This window comes from Exiguobacterium sp. SH4S7 (assembly GCF_004336795.1).
GTDB classification, from domain to species: Bacteria; Bacillota; Bacilli; order Exiguobacteriales; family Exiguobacteriaceae; genus Exiguobacterium; species Exiguobacterium aurantiacum_A.
In genome coordinates, this window is the sequence record NZ_SJUT01000002.1 from 67,051 (window position 1) to 90,511 (window position 23,461).

20 protein-coding genes are annotated in these 23,461 nt (G+C 52.4%); 1 reads left to right on the forward strand and 19 read right to left on the reverse strand.

Going from position 1 to position 23,461, the window contains the following annotated elements; genetic code table 11:
- Positions 1 to 18 precede the first annotated feature (18 nt).
- A complete protein-coding gene (locus EVJ29_RS04455; protein WP_131440210.1) occupies positions 19 to 1,446 on the reverse strand; it encodes a RecQ family ATP-dependent DNA helicase in 1,428 nt (475 codons plus the stop codon).
- Complete coding sequence (locus tag EVJ29_RS04460; protein ID WP_236633390.1) at positions 1,430 to 2,452, reverse strand: helix-turn-helix domain-containing protein; 1,023 nt, start codon at positions 2,450 to 2,452, stop codon at positions 1,430 to 1,432. The genes EVJ29_RS04455 and EVJ29_RS04460 overlap by 17 nt, the downstream gene beginning before the upstream one ends.
- A 144-nt stretch (positions 2,453 to 2,596) precedes the next feature.
- Between EVJ29_RS04460 and EVJ29_RS04465 the strand changes: the two genes are divergently transcribed.
- A complete protein-coding gene (locus tag EVJ29_RS04465; RefSeq protein ID WP_016510114.1) occupies positions 2,597 to 2,845 on the forward strand; it encodes a ferredoxin in 249 nt (82 codons plus the stop codon).
- 38 nt (positions 2,846 to 2,883) lie between these two features.
- On the opposite strand, the gene EVJ29_RS04470 is transcribed toward EVJ29_RS04465, so the two are convergent.
- From EVJ29_RS04470 to rbfA, 17 genes are all read right to left on the reverse strand, one after another.
- Positions 2,884 to 3,693, reverse strand: coding sequence for a thermonuclease family protein (locus EVJ29_RS04470; RefSeq protein WP_131504756.1), 810 nt, complete (start codon positions 3,691 to 3,693; stop codon positions 2,884 to 2,886).
- A gap of 83 nt (positions 3,694 to 3,776) precedes the next feature.
- Positions 3,777 to 4,736 carry an ABC transporter permease gene (locus EVJ29_RS04475; protein ID WP_071399634.1) on the reverse strand — a complete coding sequence of 320 codons (960 nt, stop codon included), beginning with the start codon at positions 4,734 to 4,736 and terminating at the stop codon, positions 3,777 to 3,779.
- Positions 4,733 to 5,797, reverse strand: coding sequence for an ABC transporter permease (locus EVJ29_RS04480; protein ID WP_131504757.1), 1,065 nt, complete (start codon positions 5,795 to 5,797; stop codon positions 4,733 to 4,735). The genes EVJ29_RS04475 and EVJ29_RS04480 overlap by 4 nt, the downstream gene beginning before the upstream one ends.
- Positions 5,794 to 7,320, reverse strand: a complete 1,527-nt coding sequence (locus EVJ29_RS04485) for an ABC transporter ATP-binding protein (protein WP_131489828.1) — start codon at positions 7,318 to 7,320, stop codon at positions 5,794 to 5,796. The genes EVJ29_RS04480 and EVJ29_RS04485 overlap by 4 nt, the downstream gene beginning before the upstream one ends.
- Positions 7,321 to 7,381: 61 nt before the next feature.
- Positions 7,382 to 8,467 carry a BMP family lipoprotein gene (locus EVJ29_RS04490; RefSeq protein ID WP_131489986.1) on the reverse strand — a complete coding sequence of 362 codons (1,086 nt, stop codon included), beginning with the start codon at positions 8,465 to 8,467 and terminating at the stop codon, positions 7,382 to 7,384.
- A 131-nt stretch (positions 8,468 to 8,598) separates the two neighbouring features.
- On the reverse strand, positions 8,599 to 9,318 hold the full coding sequence (locus EVJ29_RS04495) for a GntR family transcriptional regulator (protein ID WP_016510124.1): 720 nt from the start codon (positions 9,316 to 9,318) through the stop codon (positions 8,599 to 8,601).
- Positions 9,319 to 9,722: 404 nt separating this feature from the next.
- Positions 9,723 to 11,912, reverse strand: a complete 2,190-nt coding sequence (locus EVJ29_RS04500) for an FtsK/SpoIIIE family DNA translocase (protein WP_131504758.1) — start codon at positions 11,910 to 11,912, stop codon at positions 9,723 to 9,725.
- A gap of 61 nt (positions 11,913 to 11,973) precedes the next feature.
- Entirely contained in the window at positions 11,974 to 13,641 is a 1,668-nt protein-coding gene (locus EVJ29_RS04505; RefSeq protein WP_070327456.1) for a ribonuclease J, read from the reverse strand.
- A 96-nt stretch (positions 13,642 to 13,737) separates the two neighbouring features.
- A complete protein-coding gene (locus tag EVJ29_RS04510; protein ID WP_070327457.1) occupies positions 13,738 to 14,391 on the reverse strand; it encodes a M15 family metallopeptidase in 654 nt (217 codons plus the stop codon).
- Positions 14,388 to 15,641 (reverse strand): lipid II:glycine glycyltransferase FemX, encoded by a 1,254-nt coding sequence (locus tag EVJ29_RS04515; protein WP_070327458.1) that lies wholly within the window; start codon positions 15,639 to 15,641, stop codon positions 14,388 to 14,390. The genes EVJ29_RS04510 and EVJ29_RS04515 overlap by 4 nt, the downstream gene beginning before the upstream one ends.
- Before the next feature lie 3 nt (positions 15,642 to 15,644).
- Complete coding sequence (locus EVJ29_RS04520; protein WP_131440226.1) at positions 15,645 to 17,123, reverse strand: UDP-N-acetylmuramoyl-L-alanyl-D-glutamate--2,6-diaminopimelate ligase; 1,479 nt, start codon at positions 17,121 to 17,123, stop codon at positions 15,645 to 15,647.
- 66 nt (positions 17,124 to 17,189) lie between these two features.
- Positions 17,190 to 18,407 carry a M16 family metallopeptidase gene (locus EVJ29_RS04525; RefSeq protein WP_131504759.1) on the reverse strand — a complete coding sequence of 406 codons (1,218 nt, stop codon included), beginning with the start codon at positions 18,405 to 18,407 and terminating at the stop codon, positions 17,190 to 17,192.
- 50 nt (positions 18,408 to 18,457) lie between these two features.
- The gene (gene pnp / locus EVJ29_RS04530) at positions 18,458 to 20,674 is read right to left on the reverse strand and encodes a polyribonucleotide nucleotidyltransferase (RefSeq protein ID WP_131504760.1); all 2,217 of its coding nucleotides are present in this window, start codon (positions 20,672 to 20,674) and stop codon (positions 18,458 to 18,460) included.
- 132 nt (positions 20,675 to 20,806) lie between these two features.
- Positions 20,807 to 21,076, reverse strand: a complete 270-nt coding sequence (rpsO, locus tag EVJ29_RS04535) for a 30S ribosomal protein S15 (RefSeq protein WP_015881433.1) — start codon at positions 21,074 to 21,076, stop codon at positions 20,807 to 20,809.
- 124 nt (positions 21,077 to 21,200) lie between these two features.
- Positions 21,201 to 22,127 carry a bifunctional riboflavin kinase/FAD synthetase gene (locus tag EVJ29_RS04540; protein ID WP_131465261.1) on the reverse strand — a complete coding sequence of 309 codons (927 nt, stop codon included), beginning with the start codon at positions 22,125 to 22,127 and terminating at the stop codon, positions 21,201 to 21,203.
- A 15-nt stretch (positions 22,128 to 22,142) separates the two neighbouring features.
- Positions 22,143 to 23,057, reverse strand: coding sequence for a tRNA pseudouridine(55) synthase TruB (truB, locus tag EVJ29_RS04545; RefSeq protein ID WP_201738977.1), 915 nt, complete (start codon positions 23,055 to 23,057; stop codon positions 22,143 to 22,145).
- 46 nt (positions 23,058 to 23,103) lie between these two features.
- Complete coding sequence (gene rbfA, locus EVJ29_RS04550; protein ID WP_016508272.1) at positions 23,104 to 23,448, reverse strand: 30S ribosome-binding factor RbfA; 345 nt, start codon at positions 23,446 to 23,448, stop codon at positions 23,104 to 23,106.
- Positions 23,449 to 23,461 lie beyond the last annotated feature (13 nt).

The following is a 23,461-nucleotide window of genomic DNA, read 5'->3' on the forward strand; positions in this document are numbered from 1 at the left end:
TATCATTTTACTATGATATCAATCAAAGGAAAAGATGCGCGCCAACCGATGTTTCCAATCTGTCACATTTTTAGACACAACTTGAACCGACGGCGGGAATGAAATCTCACCACAGACGTCACAGCAATCGGCTTGTTTGACCGGTTGCTCTGAAAAGTAATTCAGCAAGTAGTCGCGCCGGCACTTCTTGATAAGCGCGTAGTCGATCATTTGACCGAGCTGGCGGTACCGGGCCCGCTTTCTCTCTTTTACCCAATCGACCGCATCGGCAAGCGTGCGTTCGGCGAGCATTTGGTTTAGCAAGCCCCATACCGGATCTTCCTCGTTCATCTTCAACAGCCGCGGTAATTGCGACAAGCTCGTGCCGTTGTCCCGTTCTAGATAAGCTATGCGGATGTCTTTATCTTTCGGGTACTGTTGATCGATTAAAAACTGTTGGATCCGTTCATCCCCTTCGGCATACAGTAAGACGGCAAACGCCGGTTCGCCGTCCCGGCCGGCCCGGCCGATCTCTTGCATATACGCCTCGAGCGTCGCCGGCAGTTGGAAATGGATGACAGAGCGCACGTTATCTTTGTTGACGCCCATCCCGAACGCACTCGTACATACCATGATCGCGACTTCGTCGCGTAAAAACTGCGATTGAACGAGGCGCCGATCCTCGGTCGACATCCCGCCGTGATAAAACAAGGCGTCATCGAGTTGAAGCGCGAGCGCTTCAGCTTCCCGTCGTGTCGCCGTATAGATGACGGCCGGTGTCGGCACTTCTCGAACGAGTTCGATCAGTCGCGGCATCTTTCGTTCCGTCTCGAGCCGTTCGACGATGAGACGGATCTCAGGTCGATTGGCCGAATGGACGAACTGGGACGGCGAGAATAAAGCTAATTTTTCAATAATGTCCCGTTTCACGTTTTCCGGGGCCGTCGCCGTGACGGCCATGCATTGCGGGCTTCCGAGTTGTTTACGGAGCTCCCCGAGCCGTGCGTATTCCGGCCTGAACTCGTGACCCCATTGCGAGATACAGTGCGCTTCATCGATGACGAGCATTTGAATCGGAGTCCTTGCGAGTGCCCGGGTCACGTGCGGCACGGCAAGCTGTTCGGGAGATAGGTATAAGAACCGATAGCGCTTCAAATGATTCAGTATGTCTTGTTTCTCTTCTAACGTCTCCATCGACGTCAGCCTCGCCACGCCACGCTCGCCGCGCTCCCGGATATGGAGCATTTGGTCTTCGATCAACGACAAGAGCGGCGAGACGATAATCGTCAAGCCTTCGTTCTTTAAATACGACGGGAGTTGGAACGTCAATGATTTCCCGGCACCCGTCGGCATGATCGCCAACACGTCCTGCCCTTCGGCGACCGCTTCGATGACGTCACGCTGTCCAGGACGAAACGTCTCGTGACCGAACACACGCTTCAACGTTTTTTCATACAAATGTCTCACCTCGTTTCAATCTCGCGAACACTAACCGAATTTGGAAGTAACTGAGATTGTCGGTTTTCTCGAAGATCGGCTTTAGCGCCCAGCTGTCTTCTTCCCGTAACCGTTCGACTTGGGCAATCGCGTCGGCTGGCACGAATTGATCGAGCGGGAAGTCGTCCAAATACATCGCCATCTCGACGACGTGGTCTTCGATTGTGCTCGTGCGCAGGCGCCTGATCGATTGTACTTGCGCGAACGTGCGGCCGGCCGAAAACAAATCGAACGATTCGCGCGCCGATAACGTCATCCGCTCATCCGACAACCCGTGGGCAAACCCTAGTATTTTGGCGTCTCGCGGCACAGTCCGTAACAGCGCGTTCCATCCGGCCAAGAAGTAAAGCCGTGCCGTCCGAGCATCGACGTCAAGGAGCGTCGCGATCTGTTCATACGTGTATCCCGTCTCGAACGCTCCGGTGAAGCGATAGACGACTGCCGTCGCATATGGATCACCGACCGTCTCAAGCGCTGTTTCGAGTTCTTGATGAAACGAGGCGATCAGTTCTTTCCACTCTCGTTCCGTTCGCACGATTTGCTTGACCCACCGCTCGGCCATCCGATCGGCTTGGACCGGATAAAACGTGCGCTCGTGTTCGAGTGACATGAACGTCTGGATAAATAAACTGAGACGTTTCCATGTCATCGTCGTATAGTCCCGGTACTCGCCACCGAGCCGGTCAAACAACTGGCTGACCGCGTCCGGACTAGCGAGCATACTTCCGGCTTCGGTTAACGTGAACGTCGCCCGATTGAGCCAGCCTCTTTTCTCAAACGAGACTAACAGCTTCTCATAATCATATTTCGTATAAGGGAACAGTCCGAAAATCGGTTCAAGGTCATAAAAAAAAGCATCTTGGAGCGTCGTCGCCGAACGTTTTCCGTTTAAAACGTGAAACAGGCTGCGTTCGCTGCGCTCCCCTTTTAAGCGTTGAATCGATAGGAGCAACACTCCGTCGGCTAAATGAACCATCCTTCCACCCTCTCTCATTATTACTATCTCTCCAAAACGTTATTCGTTTCCTCATTGAAATATTAGGGTATGTAGACTACAATTACTCATAGTCAGTAGAAAGTCATTTCTATGCAGAGAGACGAAACGTTTGGAGGGTTACAAATGGCAAAATTTACTATCGTTGACAAAGATACATGTATCGCATGTGGTGCTTGTGGAGCAGCTGCTCCCGACATCTTCGACTATGATGACGAAGGTCTCGCCTTCAACTTGATGGACGACAACACAGGCACAGTCGAAGTACCTGACGAACTGTCGGAAGATTTGATGGACGCGTTCGAAGGATGTCCGACCGACTCAATCAAAGTCGCTGACGAATCGTTCGATGGCGACGCACTCAAATACGAATAAGAGAGACATGTGTGTCAAGTTGACACACATGTCTTTTTTTAACGGGCCGCTCTTCTAAACCCTGCCGCCTCGGCCTCTCTTTCCGTACAGAACATTTCCTCCGGGTTCGTGCGTTCATAGCTCGCACCGCCCGGCACGTGATAAATTTTCTCGCCTTCCCGATTAATGTTCCCTTTAATGTCACACGCTTCGCTCGGCTCCGATCGAGGTTTCGCCGGTCGCGCCGCTTCATGGTCGAAACCGTTGCCGGTCACGTAGTCCTCGATGCTCCAAATCCCGAGCAGCTCGCGCCGGGCCGCGCGTTCGACATCGCGGAACGCATCGACGTGCTGGGTGTTCGGGGCGTAAACGTATGCGACACGTGCGAGACCGCGACGCAGCAGCTCTTCATTGAGCATCGCATCATCATACCATACGTAAGCGAGCGTCCGCTGATAGCGGTCGTACCGCCCGACGTCGTACTCGAGGACGATCGTCTCACCTTCCGGTAACCAACGCGCGACGAACGCCTTCGCGTCCTCACCGAACGGTTGGACCGGCAACGTCGGATGACTCGTCTCAGGCGTGTCGACGAGCAGGAGTCGAATCGACTCGGTCGCACCGCTCTCAAACTCGACTTTAAGCGTATCGCCATCGATGACACGGTCTAACGTGACCGTCTCCGTCTTGCCGATCGGTGCTTTGACTTTTGTCCCGACGTCCGCTACCGGGTAATCCGCCTCGAGTTCGACGAGCGATTCCGGCGGCTCGACTTGCTCGGCGAACCAGTCATCGACCGAGCAACCTGCTAACGAAACGCTCAGCACGAGAACGAGCAGTAGTTGCCACCATTGTTTCAATTGTCTCACCTCTACACCAGTATAACAAAAAAGGTTGTTTGACTTAAGCGTCAAACAACCTTGGCAAAACGAGACATATGTCCTTTCCCTCGTCAGCGCTTCCCTTTAATATACGGGATACCAACTGATTTCGGAGCGTCCGCTCGTCCGACGACACCTGCTAGGGCGAGGATCGTCAACGCGTACGGCGCGATCAAAAGCAATACTTGCGGTACGTTATTGATGACCGGCAAGTTACTGCCGATGATCGACAGCGCTTGGGCGAACCCGAAGAATAAACCAGCGCCTAGGGCACCGAGCGGGTTCCATTTCCCGAAGATCATCGCGGCAATGGCGAGGAAGCCTTGTCCGACGATCGTCGTCCCACTGAAGTTGGTCGTAACCGTGACGGCATAGACCGCACCAGCCAAACCACCGAACGCACCTGAGAGCATGACGCCCATGAAGCGCATCTTCGTGACGTTGATTCCCATCGTGTCCGCCGCCATCGGATGTTCACCGACTGAACGAAGGCGAAGACCGAACGGCGTCTTGAAGATGACGAACCAGACGACGAACGCGAGGATGATCGCGATGAACGACGTGTATTGGACGTTGATGAAGAACATGCGGAGCACCGGGATGTCTGACAGAATCGGCACGTTCTCTTTGGCGATCCGATATTCGATGAAATCGGTCTGTCCTTTATTGTAAAGAACCCGAACGACGAAGATGGCGAGCCCGACGGCGAGCATGTTGATCGCGACACCGAGAACGGTTTGGTCAGCCCGCCAGAGGATGGCAGGAACGGCCAAGAATAGCGAGAACAGCGCGCCGACGACCATGGCGATCAACAGTGAGAGCCACGGGCTGAGCCCGCCAAATCCCATATCGGTCAATGTGAGCGTGACGATGATCCCCGTCGCCGCCCCGATGACCATGATGCCTTCTAGAGCGATGTTGACGACACCCGAACGTTCACTGAAAATGCCGCCGAGCGCCGCGATGATGAGTGGAGTCGCATAGGCTAACGCAACCGGAACGACGATGTAGAGTACTTCTAAGAAGCTCATTTTTTCTCCACTCCTTTCTTACGGTTTCCTTTAAGTTTTTCAATCACATAGTTCAAGGCGTATCCTGACGCCACGAAGATGACGATGGCGGCAATGATGACTTTGACGAGCTCAGACGGGATGTTGGCCCCGAGTTGCATCGCAAGTCCGCCGATGTTGAGACCGGCGAACAAAATTGCTGCCAGGAAGACACCGACCGCCGTGTTCGCACCGAGCAGGGCGACAGCGATCCCGTCGAATCCGACGCCGGTGAACGACGCGCTGAGCGTCATTCCGTTGAACGTCCCGAGACCTTCCATCGCGCCGGCAAGTCCGGCGAACATTCCAGAGATGACGAACGAGAGAATGATGTTTCGGTTAACGCTCATCCCCGCATATTGCGAGGCGTGTTTGTTAAATCCGACGGCACGAAGCTCATACCCGAGCGTTGTCCGTTGTAAGATGTAGTAATAGACGATCGCTGCGAGCACGGCGATGAGAATACCCCAGTGCAGACGCGAGAACGTCGTCAATTCTTGTAGCAACGGTGAGGCGAGCGAGGCCGAGTCTTTAATATCTTCGGTCCGTTCGTTCGTCACACCGATGACGCTACGCAAAATCGCGTTCGTCGTGTAGAGGGCGATATAGTTCATCATGATTGACGTGATAACTTCATGGACGTGGAACTTGGCTTTCAAGAAACCAGGAACGAACGCCCATAGCGCTGCCGCGAACATGGCCGCGAGAAGCGCGAGCGGCAAGTGAATGAACATCGGCAAGTCAAAGTTGATCCCGACATAAACCGCTGCCACCCACCCGATCAAGACTTGACCTTCGACCCCGATGTTGAACAGTCCGGTCCGGAACGCGAACGCGACGGCCAAACCTGAGAAAATGAGCGGTGCTGCCGCACGGAGCGTCTCACCGATCGCATACGGGCTGCCGACCATGCCGCTGAAAAGTGATGAGAACCCTTGGACCGGGTTGTAACCACCGATGAGCATGACGATCGCACCGACAAGTAGTCCCATCAAGATCGACAAAAGCGGGATGAGAAGTCGATTATATGCTAGCTTGTTCATACTGTTTCTTCCCCTCTCTTACCGCCGGCCATCAAGAAGCCAAGCTCTTGCTCGGTCGTTTCTTTCGGATCGCGAATCCCGACGATCTTTCCTTCGTATAAGACGGCGATCCGGTCGGAGACGTGAAGGATTTCTTCAAGCTCGAACGAGATGAGCAGGACGGCGCGTCCTTTCTCCCGTTCTTTAATGAGTTGCTCGTGAATGAATTCGATGGCTCCGACATCGAGCCCCCGCGTCGGTTGCGCGGCGATCAACAAGTCTGGTGACCGGTCGACTTCCCGGGCGATGATCGCTTTCTGTTGGTTACCGCCAGATAGAGCACGGGCTGGCACGTCGATCGACGGAGTTCGGACGTCAAACTTCTCAATTAACGCTTTCGCTTTCTCAGCGACGGCTTTATAGTTCATCAAACCACGCTTTGAGAACGGCTCTTTATAGTACGTTTGGAGCACCATATTGTCACGGATCGAGTAGTCGAGGACGAGTCCGTGCTTGTGACGGTCTTGTGGGATGTGCCCGACACCGGACTCTGTCACTTTACGCGGCGTGAATCCGGTCACGTCTTTCCCGTTCAATAAGATTTTACCTGCTTCAGGCTTTTTCAGACCTGAAAGCGCTTCAATTAATTCGGTCTGACCGTTCCCGTCGATCCCGGCGATACCGAGAATCTCTCCAGAACGAATTTGTAAATCCAAGCCCTCGACGACTTTCAGTCCGCGGCTGTCTTTGACGACGAGCTGTTGAACGTCGAGTACGACTTGCTGTGGATCTGCCTTGGAATATTCCGCATCAAAGTTTACCTCACGCCCGACCATCATCTCGGCTAAGCTATCTTCATTCACGGTCTCGTCGACTTCGACGGTACCGATATAGCGTCCGCGACGAATGACCGTACAACGGTCGGCGACTTGCATGATTTCTTTTAATTTATGCGTGATCAAGATGATCGATTTGCCTTCTTCAATGAGACGCTTCATGATTTGAATGAGTTCTTGGATTTCTTGCGGCGTCAAAACAGCGGTCGGCTCATCAAAAATCAAGATTTCAGCCCCGCGGTAAAGCGTTTTTAAAATTTCGACACGTTGTTGCATCCCGACCGAAATATCCTCGATTTTGGCATCAGGATCGATGCGAAGACCGTATTGTTCCGAAATGTCCATTACCTTTTTACGAGCCGTCGCCCGGTCGACCGTCAATCCACTTCTCGGTTCAGACCCGAGAATGATGTTCTCGGTCACCGTGAACTTCTCGACGAGCATGAAGTGTTGGTGTACCATGCCGATCCCGAGATCATTGGCGATGTTCGGATTTTCAATATTCACTTTCTCCCCGCGCACTCGAATCTCTCCACCTTCTGGCTGGTAGAGACCGAACAAGACGTTCATTAGCGTTGATTTCCCGGCACCGTTCTCGCCGAGCAGCGCATGAATCTCGCCTTTGCGAAGTTGGAGGGTGATGTTGTCGTTGGCTACGAACGTTCCGAACTCTTTGCGAATATTGAGCATTTCAATTACATATTCCAAGAAAGTCCACCCCTAACTTTAAGTAAAGGGAGACCGCATGGGTCCCCCCTAACTTAATGAATTATTTTACTGTTTTCATGAACTCTTCGAACTCAGCGTCAGTAGCTGGAGCCGTGATGTCGCCGTCGATCAACTGCGTGCGGTATTCCTCAACTTTTGTGAGGACGTCAGCTGCAACGTTTTCGCTTGATGTTTCAGCGATACCTACACCATCATCTTTCAATGAGAACTCAACGATTTCGCCTGCCGGGAACTTATCTTCCATTGCGAGTTTCGATACTTCGTAAGTTGCCGTATCAACACGTTTGACCATTGAAGTAAGGGTTACGTTTTCAGGAAGTCCTTCTTCGTACTGGTCACGGTCAACGCCGATGACCCATACGTCTTCGCCGTTCTTCTTACGGTTTTTCGCTTCTGTGAAGACACCTACACCCGTTCCGCCTGCTGCGTGATAGATGATGTCAGAGCCTGCTCCATACATCCCTGAAGAGATTGCCGTTCCTTTTTCAGCCGAGTTGAAGTCTTCAGCGTACTTGACGTCAATTGTCGCGTCTGGGTTGACGGCCATGACGCCCGCTTTATATCCATTTTCGAACTTTTTGATCAAGTCTGACTCGACGCCGCCGATGAAACCGACTTTGTCCGTTTTCGTTGTGAGACCTGCGACGACACCGACGAGGAACGAACCTTCTTGTTCTTTAAACGTGATCGACGCGACGTTCGGTGCGTCAACGACCATGTCGACGAGCGCGAAGTTGTTGTCTGGGAACTGCTCGGCAACTTTCTGGATATCTTCACCCATCAAGAAACCGATACCGTAGATCAAGTTGAAGTTATCGCGTGCCAATTGTTGCAAGTTTGGCTGATAGTCCGCTTGTTTTGAAGATTGAAGATATTTGAAGCCTTCGTTTTCAGTCAAGTTGTTGTCTGCTCCGAACTTCTGAAGACCTTCCCAAGCTGATTGGTTGAACGATTTGTCGTCAACGCCGCCTGTATCAGTTACCATCGCGACTTTGAAGTCGCTGCCTTCTCCGCCTTCGCCATTTGAAGAAGTACCTTCGTTGTCATCCCCACCGCATGCTGCAAGTACTGTTGAGAGCGTGAGACCTGCTGCTAAAGCTGAAAGAATCGTTTTTTTCTTGTTCATCATCGTCGTGTTTCCCCTTTCGGATCATAACAATTAAGGTTGTCATGTCATCAGTCGTCTTTACACCGGTATAAGAAAGCGCTTTCACGCAATTACCCAAAAATAACTATTTCCGCTTTACAAGAACTTGCTTAGACGCGTTTACGAACGACGTGGAAGTCGAAGCGGTCCGCTCGGAAAAAGTTTGCCGAATCGAGCAACGGTAAATCGCTCTCATCGTAATGCAGTTGTTTTAAAGCGAGTAACGGTTGGTCCGTTTGAAGTTGGGTCGAGATCTCTGAACTCACACTCGGTTCGATGTGCGTGATCGCGTATGCGACCCGACGTCCTACCTCTTTTTCAAGCGCATCGAATAACGACTTTCCTTCTGTCAACGCTTCAGGATTAGAGACGAGATGGGCTGGAATTTTATCCACACAGTAAACGACCGGTGTTTCATCTGCATAACGAATCCGGACAATCCGATAAATCGGTGAGTTCGGTTCAATTTTCAGACGCTCGGCTTCTCTCTCTGTCGCTAACACTTTTTCGGCCACCAATACTTTTGTTCCTGGTGTCATCTTGGCGCGCATGATCATGTCCGTGACACTGAACAGTTCCTCGATCCCAGAAGTGAATGGGGGTTTTGAACTGATGAATGTACCGACACCATGTTTCCGCACGACAAATTTCTCGTCTTCGAGAATGCGAAGCGCTTCTCGGAGCGTCGCTCGACTGACTCCTAGTTGCTTCGACAACTCGAATTCTGAAGGAAGTTTCTCTCCTTCACGATAGACACCATCGTCGATATCCTGCTTGATTTTCTCAATCACGCGAAGATAGAGCAAGCGATGATCGAGCTTGATCGACATGGGCCTCACCACCTTTACCTATTTCTTACCAGTGCTCAGACATCTGACGTATGAATGTCCTTGCCAATTCTAAGTATAGGGATTCCGTAAAAAGAACGCAATACTTTTTTGTTCGGAATCAAGGAAATGTTTTAAAGCCAAGGGATTATGTATACCACTTAGTCTATATTACCTGTTCTACGAGTGTTTGAAAAGAAATCGTAAAATGAAAACGGTATTAAAAAATGAAAGCGTTTCAACGTTTTCAGTAGTATGTCTCAATAGGTCATATAGTCCAGATGTGCTATATAACTTCTACTGTACATGTTTATCCGACGCGAGGTAACTGAATTGACGATACTTTTAAAAATAAACAAAAAACGAACTATTTCGAACGCATTCGTCCTTATAGTTCGTTTTTCGTATTATGCATCTTGTTGGTTAATGAGTACTTTCCGTGGCTTCGATCCTTCCGAAGGACCGACGTACCCTGCTTGTTCGAGCGAATCAATCAAGCGGGCCGCCCGGTTATAACCGATTCGGAATCTTCGTTGAATCATCGAAGTCGACGCCGTTTCTTGCGTCAAGATGAATTGGACGACTTCTTCGAATAACGAGTCGTCCGAGTCGATCGTCGTCACTTCTTCTTCTTTTGGCATCATCGCCTCGACGTACTGGGCCCGCTGCTGGGCGATGACATGGTTGACGACCGTCTCGACTTCCTGATCGGATACGAACGCCCCTTGGACGCGTACCGGCTTGTTCATTCCGTTCGCAAGCATGAGCATATCACCTCGACCGAGCAGCTTCTCAGCCCCCCCGCCGTCGAGGATCGTTCTTGAATCGGTCGCTGACGAGACCGCGAACGCGATCCGTGATGGGATGTTCGCTTTAATGACACCCGTGATGACGTCGACGGATGGACGTTGCGTGGCGAGCACCATATGGATACCGGCCGCTCGTGCCATCTGGGCGAGCCGCATAATCGCGTCCTCGACGTCGTTTGAGGCGACCATCATCAAGTCGGCCAACTCATCCACGATGACGACGATGAACGGGAGCCGTTTAGCGTCTTCGTCCTCTGACTTGTCGACGAGGTCGTTGTAGCCCTCGATGTTACGGACACCGTAGCGGCTAAACAGCTCGTAGCGGCGCTCCATCTCGGCAACGACTTGCTTGAGCGCTTGAGCCGCTTTTTTCGGATCCGTCACGACCGGCGTCAATAAATGCGGGACGCCGTTGTAGACGTTCAACTCGACCATCTTCGGGTCGATCATCATGAGGCGGACTTGATCTGGCCGCGTCCGCATCAAAATAGACACGATCATCCCATTGATACAGACCGACTTCCCGGAGCCGGTCGACCCTGCGACGAGTAGATGAGGCATCTTGTTCAACGCGATCGTGACCGTCTCACCGCTAATACTGCGACCGAGCGCGACGAGGAGCGGTGCCTCATCGCGTTTGACAGGCTCCGCTTCTAACACCTCACGCAGACAGACCGGCGCGACTTCTTGGTTCGGGACTTCGATGCCGATGGCCGCCTTCCCTGGGATCGGTGCTTCGATACGAATGTCTTTGGCGGCAAGTGCGAGTGCGAGATCATCACTCAATGAGGTGATCCGGCTCACTTTGACGCCGATGTCCGGTTGCAGCTCGTACTTCGTGACAGTCGGACCGAGATGGATTTTGAGCACTTTCACCCCGACGCCGAACGACTTGAGCGTTTGGACGAGTTTCGTTGCGTTCGCCTTCAATCGTGCGTTCTCTCCTGACAAGTCGGTCACGACCGGTTCACTTAAAATCGTGAACTTCGGCAATTCGTATGTCGCAGACACGTCCTGAGCCGCTGTCATCATCATGTCCTCGGTCGGGATATCTGATACGACCTCGCTCTTCACGGTCTCGTCAGACACTTTCTGACGCTTCTCGGCGTCGATGGTCTCACTAAACCCGACAATCGGAATATCATGCATGACGACGGCGTCCGCCTCGGCCTCCACTTCTTGAGGCTTGGGTGTTGATTCGGACGCGCGTGCGTCGACCCGCTTCTTCTCAGTCGGTTTCGGTTTGGCGGGTGTACGTTCTCGGTCACGCCATTCTTGTTTAATCGCAACGAAACTTTCGAGCAACCGGTTCCCGATTGTCCGCCAAATCGCCGGAGACAGAAGCGAGACACCGACGACGACGCTGATGATGCCAAGGAAGATAATCCCGAAGTCCGATAGCAAGTATTGGTTCAATCCGTAGAGCGCCCCGTTCACCACTCCCCGTTCCGTTCCCCACACCATGTCCCCGAACAATAGGAAGGACACGAACAGCAGGAAGATACCGGCTCGTTGGATCGGACGGAAATCGTTCAAGAATACGAGCAAAATGAATGCGACGATCAAATATGTGAGTGCACCCCAGCCCCCAAACAGCGTCGTCGCAAACGTCGCTGTCTGAGTCCCGACCCAGCCGAACTCGAACAGCGAAAAGATAAACGCGATCATCGACAAGATAAAGCCGGCCCAACCATATGTACGAAGTGGGATTGGCTGTTTCCGCTTACGATTCCTCGTCGTCGGTCGCGGCTTACGCTTCACCGGGGTCTTTCTCGTTTTTTGTGCCAACTTCTATTCCTCCTAAAAAAAGAGGCAAAAGTCAGATGACTTTTGCCTCGATCTCAATTCTTTAAATTTCCATGATGATCGGCAAGATCATCGGACGACGTTTCGTCTGTTCAAACAAGAAGACGCTGAGCCGCTCGCGGATATTTGATTTCAATTCGGTCCAATCACTTCCAGCTTCGAGACTCTTCTCAATCTGTTTCGTGACAATCCGGTTCGCTTCTGAGATCATCACTTCTGATTCGCGCATATAGACAAATCCACGCGAGATGAGTTCAGGGCCTGAAATCAACTTCTTCTGTTTACGGTTCAACGTGACGACACAGAGGACGACACCGTCTTGCGACAAGAGGCGACGGTCGCGGAGAACGATATTCCCGACGTCCCCGACACCGATTCCATCGATCAAGACGTTGCCGGCAGGAACTTTACGGCTCATCCGGGCTTTACGGCCCGTGAACTCGACGACGTCACCTTTCTCGACGATAAAGATGTTACTCGAATTGATCCCGACCTGTTGGGCGAGTTTCGAGTGGGCCATCTGCATCCGGTACTCCCCGTGAATCGGGAGGAAGTATTTCGGCTTGACGAGGTTGAGCATGAGCTTGAGCTCTTCAGCCGAACCGTGACCGGATACGTGCACTTTACGCTGGTTATAGATGACGTTCGCACCAGAACGGAATAAGAGATCGATCGTTTTCGAGACCGATTTTTCGTTACCCGGAATTGGCGTCGCCGCGATCACCACGGTATCATTCAAGCGAATATTCACTTGTTTGTGGGCGTTACGCGCCATGCGCGTCAAAGCCGCCATCGGCTCACCTTGTGAACCGGTCGTCAAGATGACGACTTTATCGTCCGGCAAACGGTTCACTTGCGAGAGCTCGACGAGCGTCTTCGGCTTGAAACGAAGGTAGTTCAAACGTTGTGCGACTTCGACGATGTTGACCATGCTGCGTCCAACGACTGCGACTTTACGGTCGTTCGCCTCGGCTGCAGCAAATACTTGTTGCAAACGATGGACGTTCGAAGCGAACGACGCGACGATCACACGCCCCTCGGCTTGATAGATCACATCGTTTAATTCAGCACCGACTAACGATTCAGACCCTGTTTGGCCTGGTCGTTCCGCGTTTGTTGAATCTGACAATAAACAGAGCACACCGCGCTGACCGATGGCTGCTAACTTGTTAAAGTCAGACTGCTTCCCATCGACCGGCGTGTAGTCGAATTTAAAGTCGCCGGTATGAACGATCGCGCCTTGTGACGTTTGAATGCAGACACCGACACAGTCAGGGATTGAATGGTTGACGCGGAAGAAAGTGATGAAATGATCAGCGATAGTCAATTTCGTTTTAGCGTCAATCAATCTAAGGTCGACTTCTTTCAGTAAGCCCGCCTCTTTTAACTTGAGCTCGATTAAACCGAGCGTCAATTTCGTCCCGTAGACCGGGACATGCTTCAAGTCACGGAGTACGTAGCTGAGTCCACCGATATGGTCTTCGTGACCATGGGTGATGAAAATAGCGCGTACCCGATCTTTGTTTTCTTTTAAATACGTAATGTCCGGGATGACGATATCAATCCCGAGCATCTCATCGCCTGGAAACATAAGGCCGGCATCGATGACGAAGATGTCGTCGTCTAGTTCCACGACGTACATGTTCTTCCCGATTTCGCCTACGCCACCAAGCGCAAAGACGCTAACGTTCTCAGTCTTCTTCTTTGACACTAACAAAAACCTCCTAGATGATTCATATTCTGTTTCGTCCACTTATCGCTACTGAATATTGTATCGGAAAAAACGCTTATATGCCACCATTTCCGTTCAATCGACTAGAGGTTTCATCACATCCGCGAGCGGCATCGTCGCTTTAGTGTCCGGCCGCTTGCCAGCTGCGAGCTGTCGAACCGATAAGCCGAAGTCCATCTGCAAGTGAGGATAGTCCGGAAAACTTCTCCAATCCCCACCCCATTCGAAGCCGAGTGCTTTTCCGAGTTCACCGAGTTCTTGCCAATCGGGTTCCCCCGACTTATTGTGATCTGCTTTCAAATCGTAGTCGGCCCGGTTATCGTGGATGATGACAAAATCGACCGCGAGTCCATAGTTATGATAACTTTGTCCCGCCTTGGCGTTCGTCACGACTTGCCCTGGTTTCGAGCGTCCTTGCGCGTAAAGCGCATTCTGTTCATCGGCCGAACGATAGCCTGACGTCAAGCGGACTTCAAGCCCGAGACATGAATACGCCAGTCTTACGAACGATTCGCCACGATCACGCACATGAGGATGCAAGTTGGCAAACGCCTTGTCACTACGGTCGACAATCGTTTGTTCCGAGCGCGGGCTCCGTTCGCACATCCCGGCTTCGAACGTCGGTTCATCGACCCAAGGCATTGGTCCGGGCCGCGAGAACGTATACGCCAAGAAGATCCCAATCAAAAACGCCGTCATCGCAAACGTCAAAACGCCTGACCATTTCATCTTCTTAACCGTTTACGGAGTCCTTTGACGAGCGGTAATCCTGTCTCGAGGGCAAAGTAGAGCGGCCGGTTCAAGACGAGGTCGAACTCGCCGACTTTCTCGATTTGATCGCTGCCCCAGCCCGATTTAAACGCATACAGGCCCGCATATTCATCGTCCGGCTCCGTACTGCCCGATACACCACCGAAATCATAGCGCTCGGCACCGCTTGCCTTGGCAGATTGCATCATCGTCCATTGCATCAGGTGGTTCGGCATGAACTCCCGAAACTCGTTCGAGGAAGCACCGTATAAGTAATACGAGCGGCGGCCGGCAAGCGTCAACAAGCCGCCCGATAACACGAGACCGTCCGGATAGCTGGCATGAAGCTGTTCGAGTTCCGGCAAGGCCGCTTCAGCTTTCACGAGTTGATCGCGCGTCTGTTTCTGACGATTCGACAAACTGATCCGTTTTTTCTCGACCGTTTCTTTTTCCAAAGACCGTTCGATCTTGTCAAGATCCCGTTTTGCTTTGTCGAGCGTCGCCATTTGTTGATCGAGCGCGAGTTTCGGTTCAAGTTTCGTCAAAAATAAACGAGCGTCATTCGGCTGCAGGCAATCGTATAAGTTCTCGAAGTAATCGAGCCCGCGAATGGCGAAGCCGTCACGCTCACCTGTGACTTTCATCAGTTCGGCGAACGTTTTCAAGCCGTCCCGACCGACTTCAGTACAGACAATCCCTTTACGCTCGGCAAGACGGACGTTATAGCGAAACTTATGATGGAACTTGGCGAAAATATCTTTCTCGCTCGGACGGAGGTCCGTCTCCATCGTGAAACGGGGTTGGGCATAGTCAAAGCCGCCGCCGTACCCTTTATGTGTAAAACCGAGGCTAGACATTTCCGTAAGTAAGCCCGGTACTTCGTCCCGGTCGATGTTCGGATCGATTTTGATGACGATCGCCTTTTTCAGTTTGGCGACGCGTTTCGCTTCCTCGGTCAAGGCACGCAATGATGCCACGTCATCGTAATCGACGACGAAACCGCGCGGTGCGTAACAAAGCGTGAACGGTAGCTTTGGCACTTGTTTGAATAAAAGAAGCGCCACTCCTGTCGTCTCACTATTTGTAGCGACGGCAATCCGCTCAGCGGACCAACCATTTTGTTTTTTGACGTCTGCCCAACTCGAAAGTTGGAGCAAGTCGCCGCGGTCGTGTGCTTTGACGAAATCGTCATGCTCTGTCTCTGTCAAGGTAATCGGTTGTACTGCCATAAATCAAGATTCCTCCGTATTTAAAATTGTCGCCCGGACGATCGCTTCCTCATCGAGCGGGATTTTCTCGTTACCGATGATTTGGTACTTCTCATGTCCTTTACCGGCCAACACGACGATATTATCCGCTTTGGCTAGACGTGCGGCGTAAGACACCGCTTCTTCACGGTCACCGATTTCAACAAAGTTGTCATGGGTCATCCCGGCGGCAATGCCGCTCGTGATCGAATCATACGCCTCAAAACGTGGATCATCCGTCGTGATGATGACGGTACCGGCATATTTTGAGGCCATCTCGCCCATTGTCGGGCGTTTCGTCACATCGCGATTCCCGCCTGTTCCAATCAAGAAGACGATGTTCTCTTTAGGGACACCGACAAGCGACTTCAAACATTGCTCAATCCCGTCCGGTGTATGGGCATAGTCCGCATAGACGTTATACCCAGGCACGTCGAGTCGTTGCATCCGTCCCTTGGCCGGATGAATCGATTCGAGCGCTTGGATGATCTCAGGTAAACTGTACCCAGCCGCGAGCAGGCAACCCGTCGCAAGCAACAGGTTGTATACGTTGAAACGTCCGATGAACTGGACCGTCACCGGCAGACTGACTCCTTGATAGTTGAGACGGAAACTCGTGTCTGACAGTGTCTGAACGATGTCTGACGCTGTCACATCCGCCATTTCGTCGATGGCGTATGTGATGACACGAGCACCCGTCATCGTCTCGTAAAGCTTGCTGTACGGATCGTCCGCATTCAAGACGGCAACTTTGTCGCGCGACGCCATCTGTCCGAGTTGGGCGAACAGCAAACCTTTGGCCCGCGCATAGTTTTCAAACGTCCCGTGAAAATCGAGATGGTCGTGTGTCAAGTTCGTGAAACCGACGATGTCGAAGTCCGTTCCGATGACACGACCTAGTTCAAGTCCGTGTGATGACACTTCCATCATCACATCGGTAACCCCTTCACCGCGCATGCGAGCCAGCAGCTGCTGAAGCTCAGAACTTTGCGGCGTCGTGTTCTTGCTCGGGACGACCGTATCGTTAATCCGGACCTCGACCGTACCGATCAATCCGGTGCTATGTCCAAGCTTTGATAAAACGTCACGTAAAATCGTCGTCGTCGTCGTTTTTCCGTTCGTCCCCGTGATACCGAACAGACGCATCTGTTCAGACGGATAGTTATAAAATGCCGACGCTAATAAGCCGACCGTACGCGAACTATCGCGCACGAGCAGGTTTGGGACGCTGATGTCGAGCGGGCGCTCACTGACGACCGCGACCGCCCCTTTACTCACCGCTAAGTCAGCATAGTCGTGACCGTCGACGGTGTAGCCTTTAATCGCGACAAACAGCGTTCCGGGTACGACTTCCCGTGAATCGGTCGTGACATGGGTCACGTTGATGCCCTCTATAGTTGGTTGATTAATCAATTGTATCTTGGTTACTAAATCCGTTAAGTTCAAGTCTTTCCCTTCTTTCACCTGTATCCTGTCCAATGTAAAGAATACCTCTTAATCAGTGTAGAGAACTTACAATCTGGTTTCAAGTCAGTCTTCGGACGGAAGAACATATGATTTTGCCGGGACGTGCCCGAGCAGCTCCCGAATCAAGGCGTTAACTTCATCGGTTTCGATGCGGTCGATTTTATTGAGCACTTCGTCCAAATCCTCGACTTCGTCAAGTAAGACGAGGTTACGACCGTTCCGGTTCATTCGGGCGCTCGTGCTTTCGTTGCCGAGGACGAGCGAACCTTTCAACTGGCGTTTGCCTTTAGCGACTTCTTCTTCGGTTAACCCCTGCGCCTTGAGCGCTTCAAGTTCACGCTCCATGATCGTCTCGACTTGAGTGAGCGTTTCCGGTGACGTCCCGATATAAATCGTGAACGTGCCATGGTCAACGAACGTCGTATAGTACGAATAGATCGAGTAAGCTAACCCTTGCTCTTCACGAATCGATTGAAACAGCCGCGACGACATCGTCGCACCGATCGCGTTGTTTGCCAGCGCCAGGTGCGGGAGCCGGTCGTTCGTTGCCGAAATCGCCTCGAAATTCCAACAGAGGTGCGCCTGCTCCGTCTCTTTATGCTTTTTCAATACATCACTGTATAGAACCGGAATCGTCGATTCTTTCGGTGATTCCCCTGATGGGAGTTCCGCAAACCTCGACGTGACCGCTTCGACCAGCTCGTCGGTCACATGACCGGCGATCGAGACGACGACGCGATTGCCTGTATACATTGATTCGACGTAACGCAGCAATTGATCGCGAGAGAAGCTGAGCACGCTCGCTTCCGTCCCGAGAATCGGCTTCGCTAATATATCGTCACGGTAGACGGCATAGGCGAGCAACTCATGCACGAGGTCTTCCGGCGTATCTTCGTACATTTTAATCTCTTCTAACACGACCCGCTTCTCTTTTTCAAGCTCAGTCTCATCAAAGACTGAATGGAACAACATGTCGGCCAGTGCGTCGAAGGCGATGACAGCATGTTCATCGAGCGTCTTGACGTAGTAGCATGTATGGTCTTTTGAAGTAAAGGCGTTCACACTGCCGCCAAGTTCATCAAAAAATGAAGCGATTTCTTTCGCCGTTTTTGTTGTTGTGCCTTTGAACAACATATGTTCGATCAAGTGGCTGATCCCGATCTCATTGTCTTCCTCGGTCCGTGTCCCGGCTTTGATGAATACACCGGTCGATGTACTGCGGACGTCTGCCATCGGTTCGACCACGATGCGGACGCCATTCTTTAAGGTAATCCATTCCATTTTATCACTCCTATGAAAAAGGCCATCGCACCAGACGATGGCCAAAATAATTAGTTTGTTGGTCTTGACGGACGACGGTCTCCGTCACGACGCGGAGGACGGCTGTCACGTGGCGGACGGCTCTCGCGTTGTGCTTTACGTTTCGCTTCATACGCTTCTCGCTCTTCCGGAGAAAGCCCTTCGACAATCAACGTTTTATGCGAGGCGTTGACGCGGCCTTTATCGTCAATTTCTGTGACTTTGACTTTGATCGTGTCACCGAGCTTGACGACGTCTTCCACGTTGGCGACGCGGTCGAGGCTGAACTCAGAGACGTGGACGAGCGCGTCTTTGCCTTTGAACAACTCGACGAACGCGCCGAACTTCTCGATCCGACGGACTGTCGCGTCGAACACTTCGCCGACTTCGACTTCACGGATGATATCACCGATGAGTGTCATCGCCATGTCGATACCTTCTTGATCGGTCGAGGCGATGAACACCGTACCATCCTGTTCGATATCGATTTTGACACCGGTTTGATCGATGATGCTGTTGATCATCTTACCACCAGGTCCGATGACGTCGCGAATCTTGTCTGGATTGATTTTCATCGTGACGATCTTCGGTGCATACTTCGACAACTGTGGACGCGATGAGTCAAGCGTTTCGAGCATATGGTTGAGAATGTGGAGGCGGCCTGAACGAGCTTGTTCGAGCGCTTCTTCCAAAATCTCACGCGTGATGCCGGCGATTTTAATGTCCATCTGCAACGCTGTGATCCCGTCTTTCGTTCCAGCGACTTTGAAGTCCATGTCGCCGAGATGATCTTCGAGACCTTGGATGTCAGTGAGTACTGTATAGTGTTCGCCTTCCATGATGAGACCCATCGCGATTCCCGCGACTGGTGCCTTGATCGGAACTCCGGCGTCCATGAGGGCGAGTGTCGAGCCACAGATTGAAGCCTGTGAACTCGAACCGTTCGACTCGAGCACTTCTGAGACGAGACGGATCGTATACGGGAAGTCTGCTTCGTTCGGGATGACCGGGAGAAGCGCACGTTCACCGAGCGCACCGTGACCGATCTCGCGGCGGCCTGGCGCGCGAACCGGACGAGCTTCACCGACCGAGAACGGCGGGAAGTTGTAATGGTGCATGAAACGTTTATTCTCTTCTAAGCCGATGCCGTCGATGATTTGAGCATCACCGATGACGCCGAGTGTCGCGATCGACATGACTTGCGTCTGCCCCCGTGTGAACAAACCGACACCGTGCGCACGCGGTAACACGCCGACTTCTGACGCGAGTGGACGGATGACTTCCGGGCGACGGCCGTCTGGACGTACTTTATCGACCGTGATTAAACGGCGGACCTCGTCTTTGACGAACTTGTTCAAAATACCAGATACTTCTTTCAACTTGGCCGGCTCGTCAGCGAGACGCGCTTCGTACGACGCGACATACTTCGCGATGACTTCGTTGATTGCTTCGTCACGCGCGTGTTTCTCTTCGACTTGGACGGCAGCGTTAATTTCTGGACGAGCCGCTTCAAGCTCTTGTGACAACGCGTCGTCAAATTTAGAGACCGTGTATTCAAACTTCGGTTTCCCGACCGCTTCGACGATTTCCGTTTGGAACGCGACGAGCTTTTTGATCTCTTCATGACCGAACAAGATTGACTCGAGCATGACGTCTTCCGGTACTTCGTTCGCGCCTGCTTCGACCATGTTGATCGCAGTTGCCGTTCCGGCGACTTGAAGTTCAAGATCTGTCTTCTCGAGTTGTGCGACCGTCGGGTTGACGACAAACTGTCCGTCCACACGTCCGACCGTCGCTCCAGCGATCGGTCCGTCAAACGGGATGTCCGAGATCGACAAGGCGATCGACGTTCCGAGCATACCGGCCATCTCAGCCGAGCAGTCCGGATCGTTCGACATGACGTAAATCATGACTTGGATGTCGTGACGGAATCCGTCTGGGAATAATGGACGGATTGGACGGTCGATGAGACGTGACGTTAAAATCGCATTCTCACCAGGACGACCTTCCCGACGTAGGAAACCTCCTGGGATTTTACCGACCGAGTATAATTTTTCTTCATAGTTGACCGTAAGCGGGAAGAAATCTAAATCCTTTGGTCCTTTTGAAGCTGTGACCGCGGCGAGCACGACCGTGTCCCCGTACCGGACGAGTGCAGAACCGTTCGCTTGCTTCGCGAGTTGACCTACTTCTACAGACAGCGGACGACCGCCCCATTCTGTAGAAAAAACTTGTTTCGTACCTAACATGTACATTCTCCTCTCAAACCTTATCTAGTTTATTATGTAACTCATTCATATGTTTGTCTAATGATTTTCCTCCAAAAAAAGAAGAAACGGACTAGGAACGAGTGTCCCAGTCCGTCATTTGGCCCGTTCGGATTAACGACGGAGACCAAGGCGTTGAATCAATTCACGGTAACGTGTTACGTCCTTGTTACGAAGGTACGTGAGCAAGTTACGGCGACGTCCAACCATTTTCAAAAGACCGCGACGTGAGTGGTGGTCTTTCTTATGTGTGCGAAGATGATCGTTCAAAGTGTTGATTTGTTCAGTCAAAACAGCAACTTGAACTTCCGGTGAACCAGTGTCACCTTGTTTTGTCGCGTATTCCGCGATGATTTCGTTTTTACGTTCTTTTGAGAGTGCCATTGCCTCTCCACCTCCATTTAATAGAAAATTGCCGCGTTGCCGAGCCGTCGTTGGTGAATCGTCCAGCCAAGCGAAGCGGTGTACTTTGCGTACCAAATTAGAATACATGACCCCTGCTCCAAAGTCAAGATAGGATTGCCCGAGCCGCCGTCTCGTCTCGTTTCAACTGCGCGATCAGCGAATCGAGTCCGTCGAACGCCCGTTCATCGCGCAAATAGTGAACCCATTCGATTTCGAGCAACTGTCCGTACAAGTCCTCCGAAAAATCAAATAAATGACTTTCAATCGAGACGTCTCCGGTGTCATAAAACGTCGGCCGACGACCGACGTTCGTCATCGCATCAAACGTCCGGCCGTCTTCTAGGCGGACGCGGGTCGCATAAACGCCGAGCCGTGGCATGACATAAGACGCATCCATCACCATGTTCGCGGTCGGATAGCCGATCGTCCGCCCTCTGGCGTCACCATGGATGACTTCGCCACAGATGACGTAAGGCGCCCCTAACAGCTCACTCGCCAGGTCGACACTGCCTGCGCCAAGAAGTTTGCGGATCCGGGTCGAAGAGACTTTGTCACCGTCACTCGTCTGTTCGGCGACGACGGACGTCGTGAAGCGTCCTCGGGCGTGGTAGGGCATCGTCTCCATCGTCCCTTCCCCGAACTTCCCGTACGAATAGTCAAATCCGGCCGTCACGTGCACGGCGCCCGCGCCGATCAAATAATCGTCGACGAACTGTTGCGGTGACAGTGATGCCAATTGCTTTGTGAACGTCAAGACGAGACAACGTTCGACACCGAGCGCGGCGATCCGCTGTAATTTTCGTTTGAGCGGCGTGATATAACGGACAGCATCCGCATTGTTCGACAGCACTTGTTTCGGGTGCGGATCGAACGTGACGACGGTCACGGGCACGTCAAGCTGCTCCGCGCGCTGTTTGGCGTGCTCGATCACGGCTTGATGGCCGATGTGAACGCCGTCGAAGAATCCGAGTACCATGACCGAAGGGACAAACTCTGGCGTCTCGGGATGTGTGAGATGTATCGTTTCCATACTTCAAATTCCCCCTTAGTCGATTGTCAACATGACCTCGACTGTTGCGTCTGTCGTTCCGTCAAGCCGTCTATAGAGGGCGAGCGGAATTCCTTCTTCATTATAGACAGTAAACAGTTCAAATTCGAGTGAGACGTCGTTTAAGCGCCCACCGTTGCGAATATACCGTTCCCGGTTGGCTGGAATGGTGATGGAAGGCCAACGTTTGATCACGTCCTCGAGCGGGATGAGCCGTTCAGCGCGTTCCTCGACCGTCTCTAACGCCGCGAGCTCCGCGAGCGTCACGGCGTCCCTTTCATCGAACGTGCCTGACCGTGTGCGACGCAGGTCGCTCATATGGGCCGGGTAACCGAGCCCTTCCCCGATTTGGACGGCAAGTGTCCGAATAAACGTGCCTTTTCCGCACTCGACATCAATGCGAAACCGGCAGACGCCGTCCTCGAAGACAGGTTCGTTCGTCCGTTCTAACCGGTGAATCTCGACGATGCGGCGCGGCCGTTCGACCGTCTGTCCTTTGCGGGCGTATTCGTATAGCTTCTTCCCGTTCACTTTGACGGCCGAGAAGTAAGGAGGCACCTGCTCGATGCTTCCGGTCAACGTGCCGAGAACGCGGTCGACTTCTTCACCCGTGAACGCATCAGGCGCGACATCTGTTTGCGCGACGACTTCGCTGTGTGCGTCTTCCGTCATCGTCGCCGTCCCGATCGTGACTTCGGCGACGTAGCGCTTGCCCTCATCGGTCAAAAACCGGGACAGTTTCGTCGCACGGCCGAAACAGATCGGCAACACGCCGGTCACTTCCGGGTCGAGCGTGCCGGTATGGCCAACTTTTTTCGTTTGAAACAGTTTGCGCAGCTTGAAGACGCAATCGTGGCTCGTCATCCCGCTGTCTTTGTCTAGTATTAAAATCCCTGTCGGTTCCACGTTCATTCCTCCATATCAAAAAAGGGGAGACACAAGTCCCCCCTTCAATTTATTAGTCTTTATTCAAATCACGGATCAACGAATCGATATGGCTACCATATGCGACCGAAGAATCGTATTCGAACGACAATTCCGGCGTCTTGCGGAGACGGATCCGGCTGCCGATTTCACGGCGGATGAAGGCGCTCGCCTTATCAAGACCTGCCTGCGTCTCAGCCTTCACGTCGGCGTCGTCTCCGAGCACCGTGTAATAGGCCGTCGCTTGTTGCAAATCTCCCGTCACGTCTACACTCGTGATGGTCGCGTTCTTTGTACGTGGGTCGTTGACTTCGCGTAAAAGGATATCTGTGATCTCTTTACGCATCTGTTCAGCAACACGTTGGGCACGAATGTTCATACGTGTTCCCTCC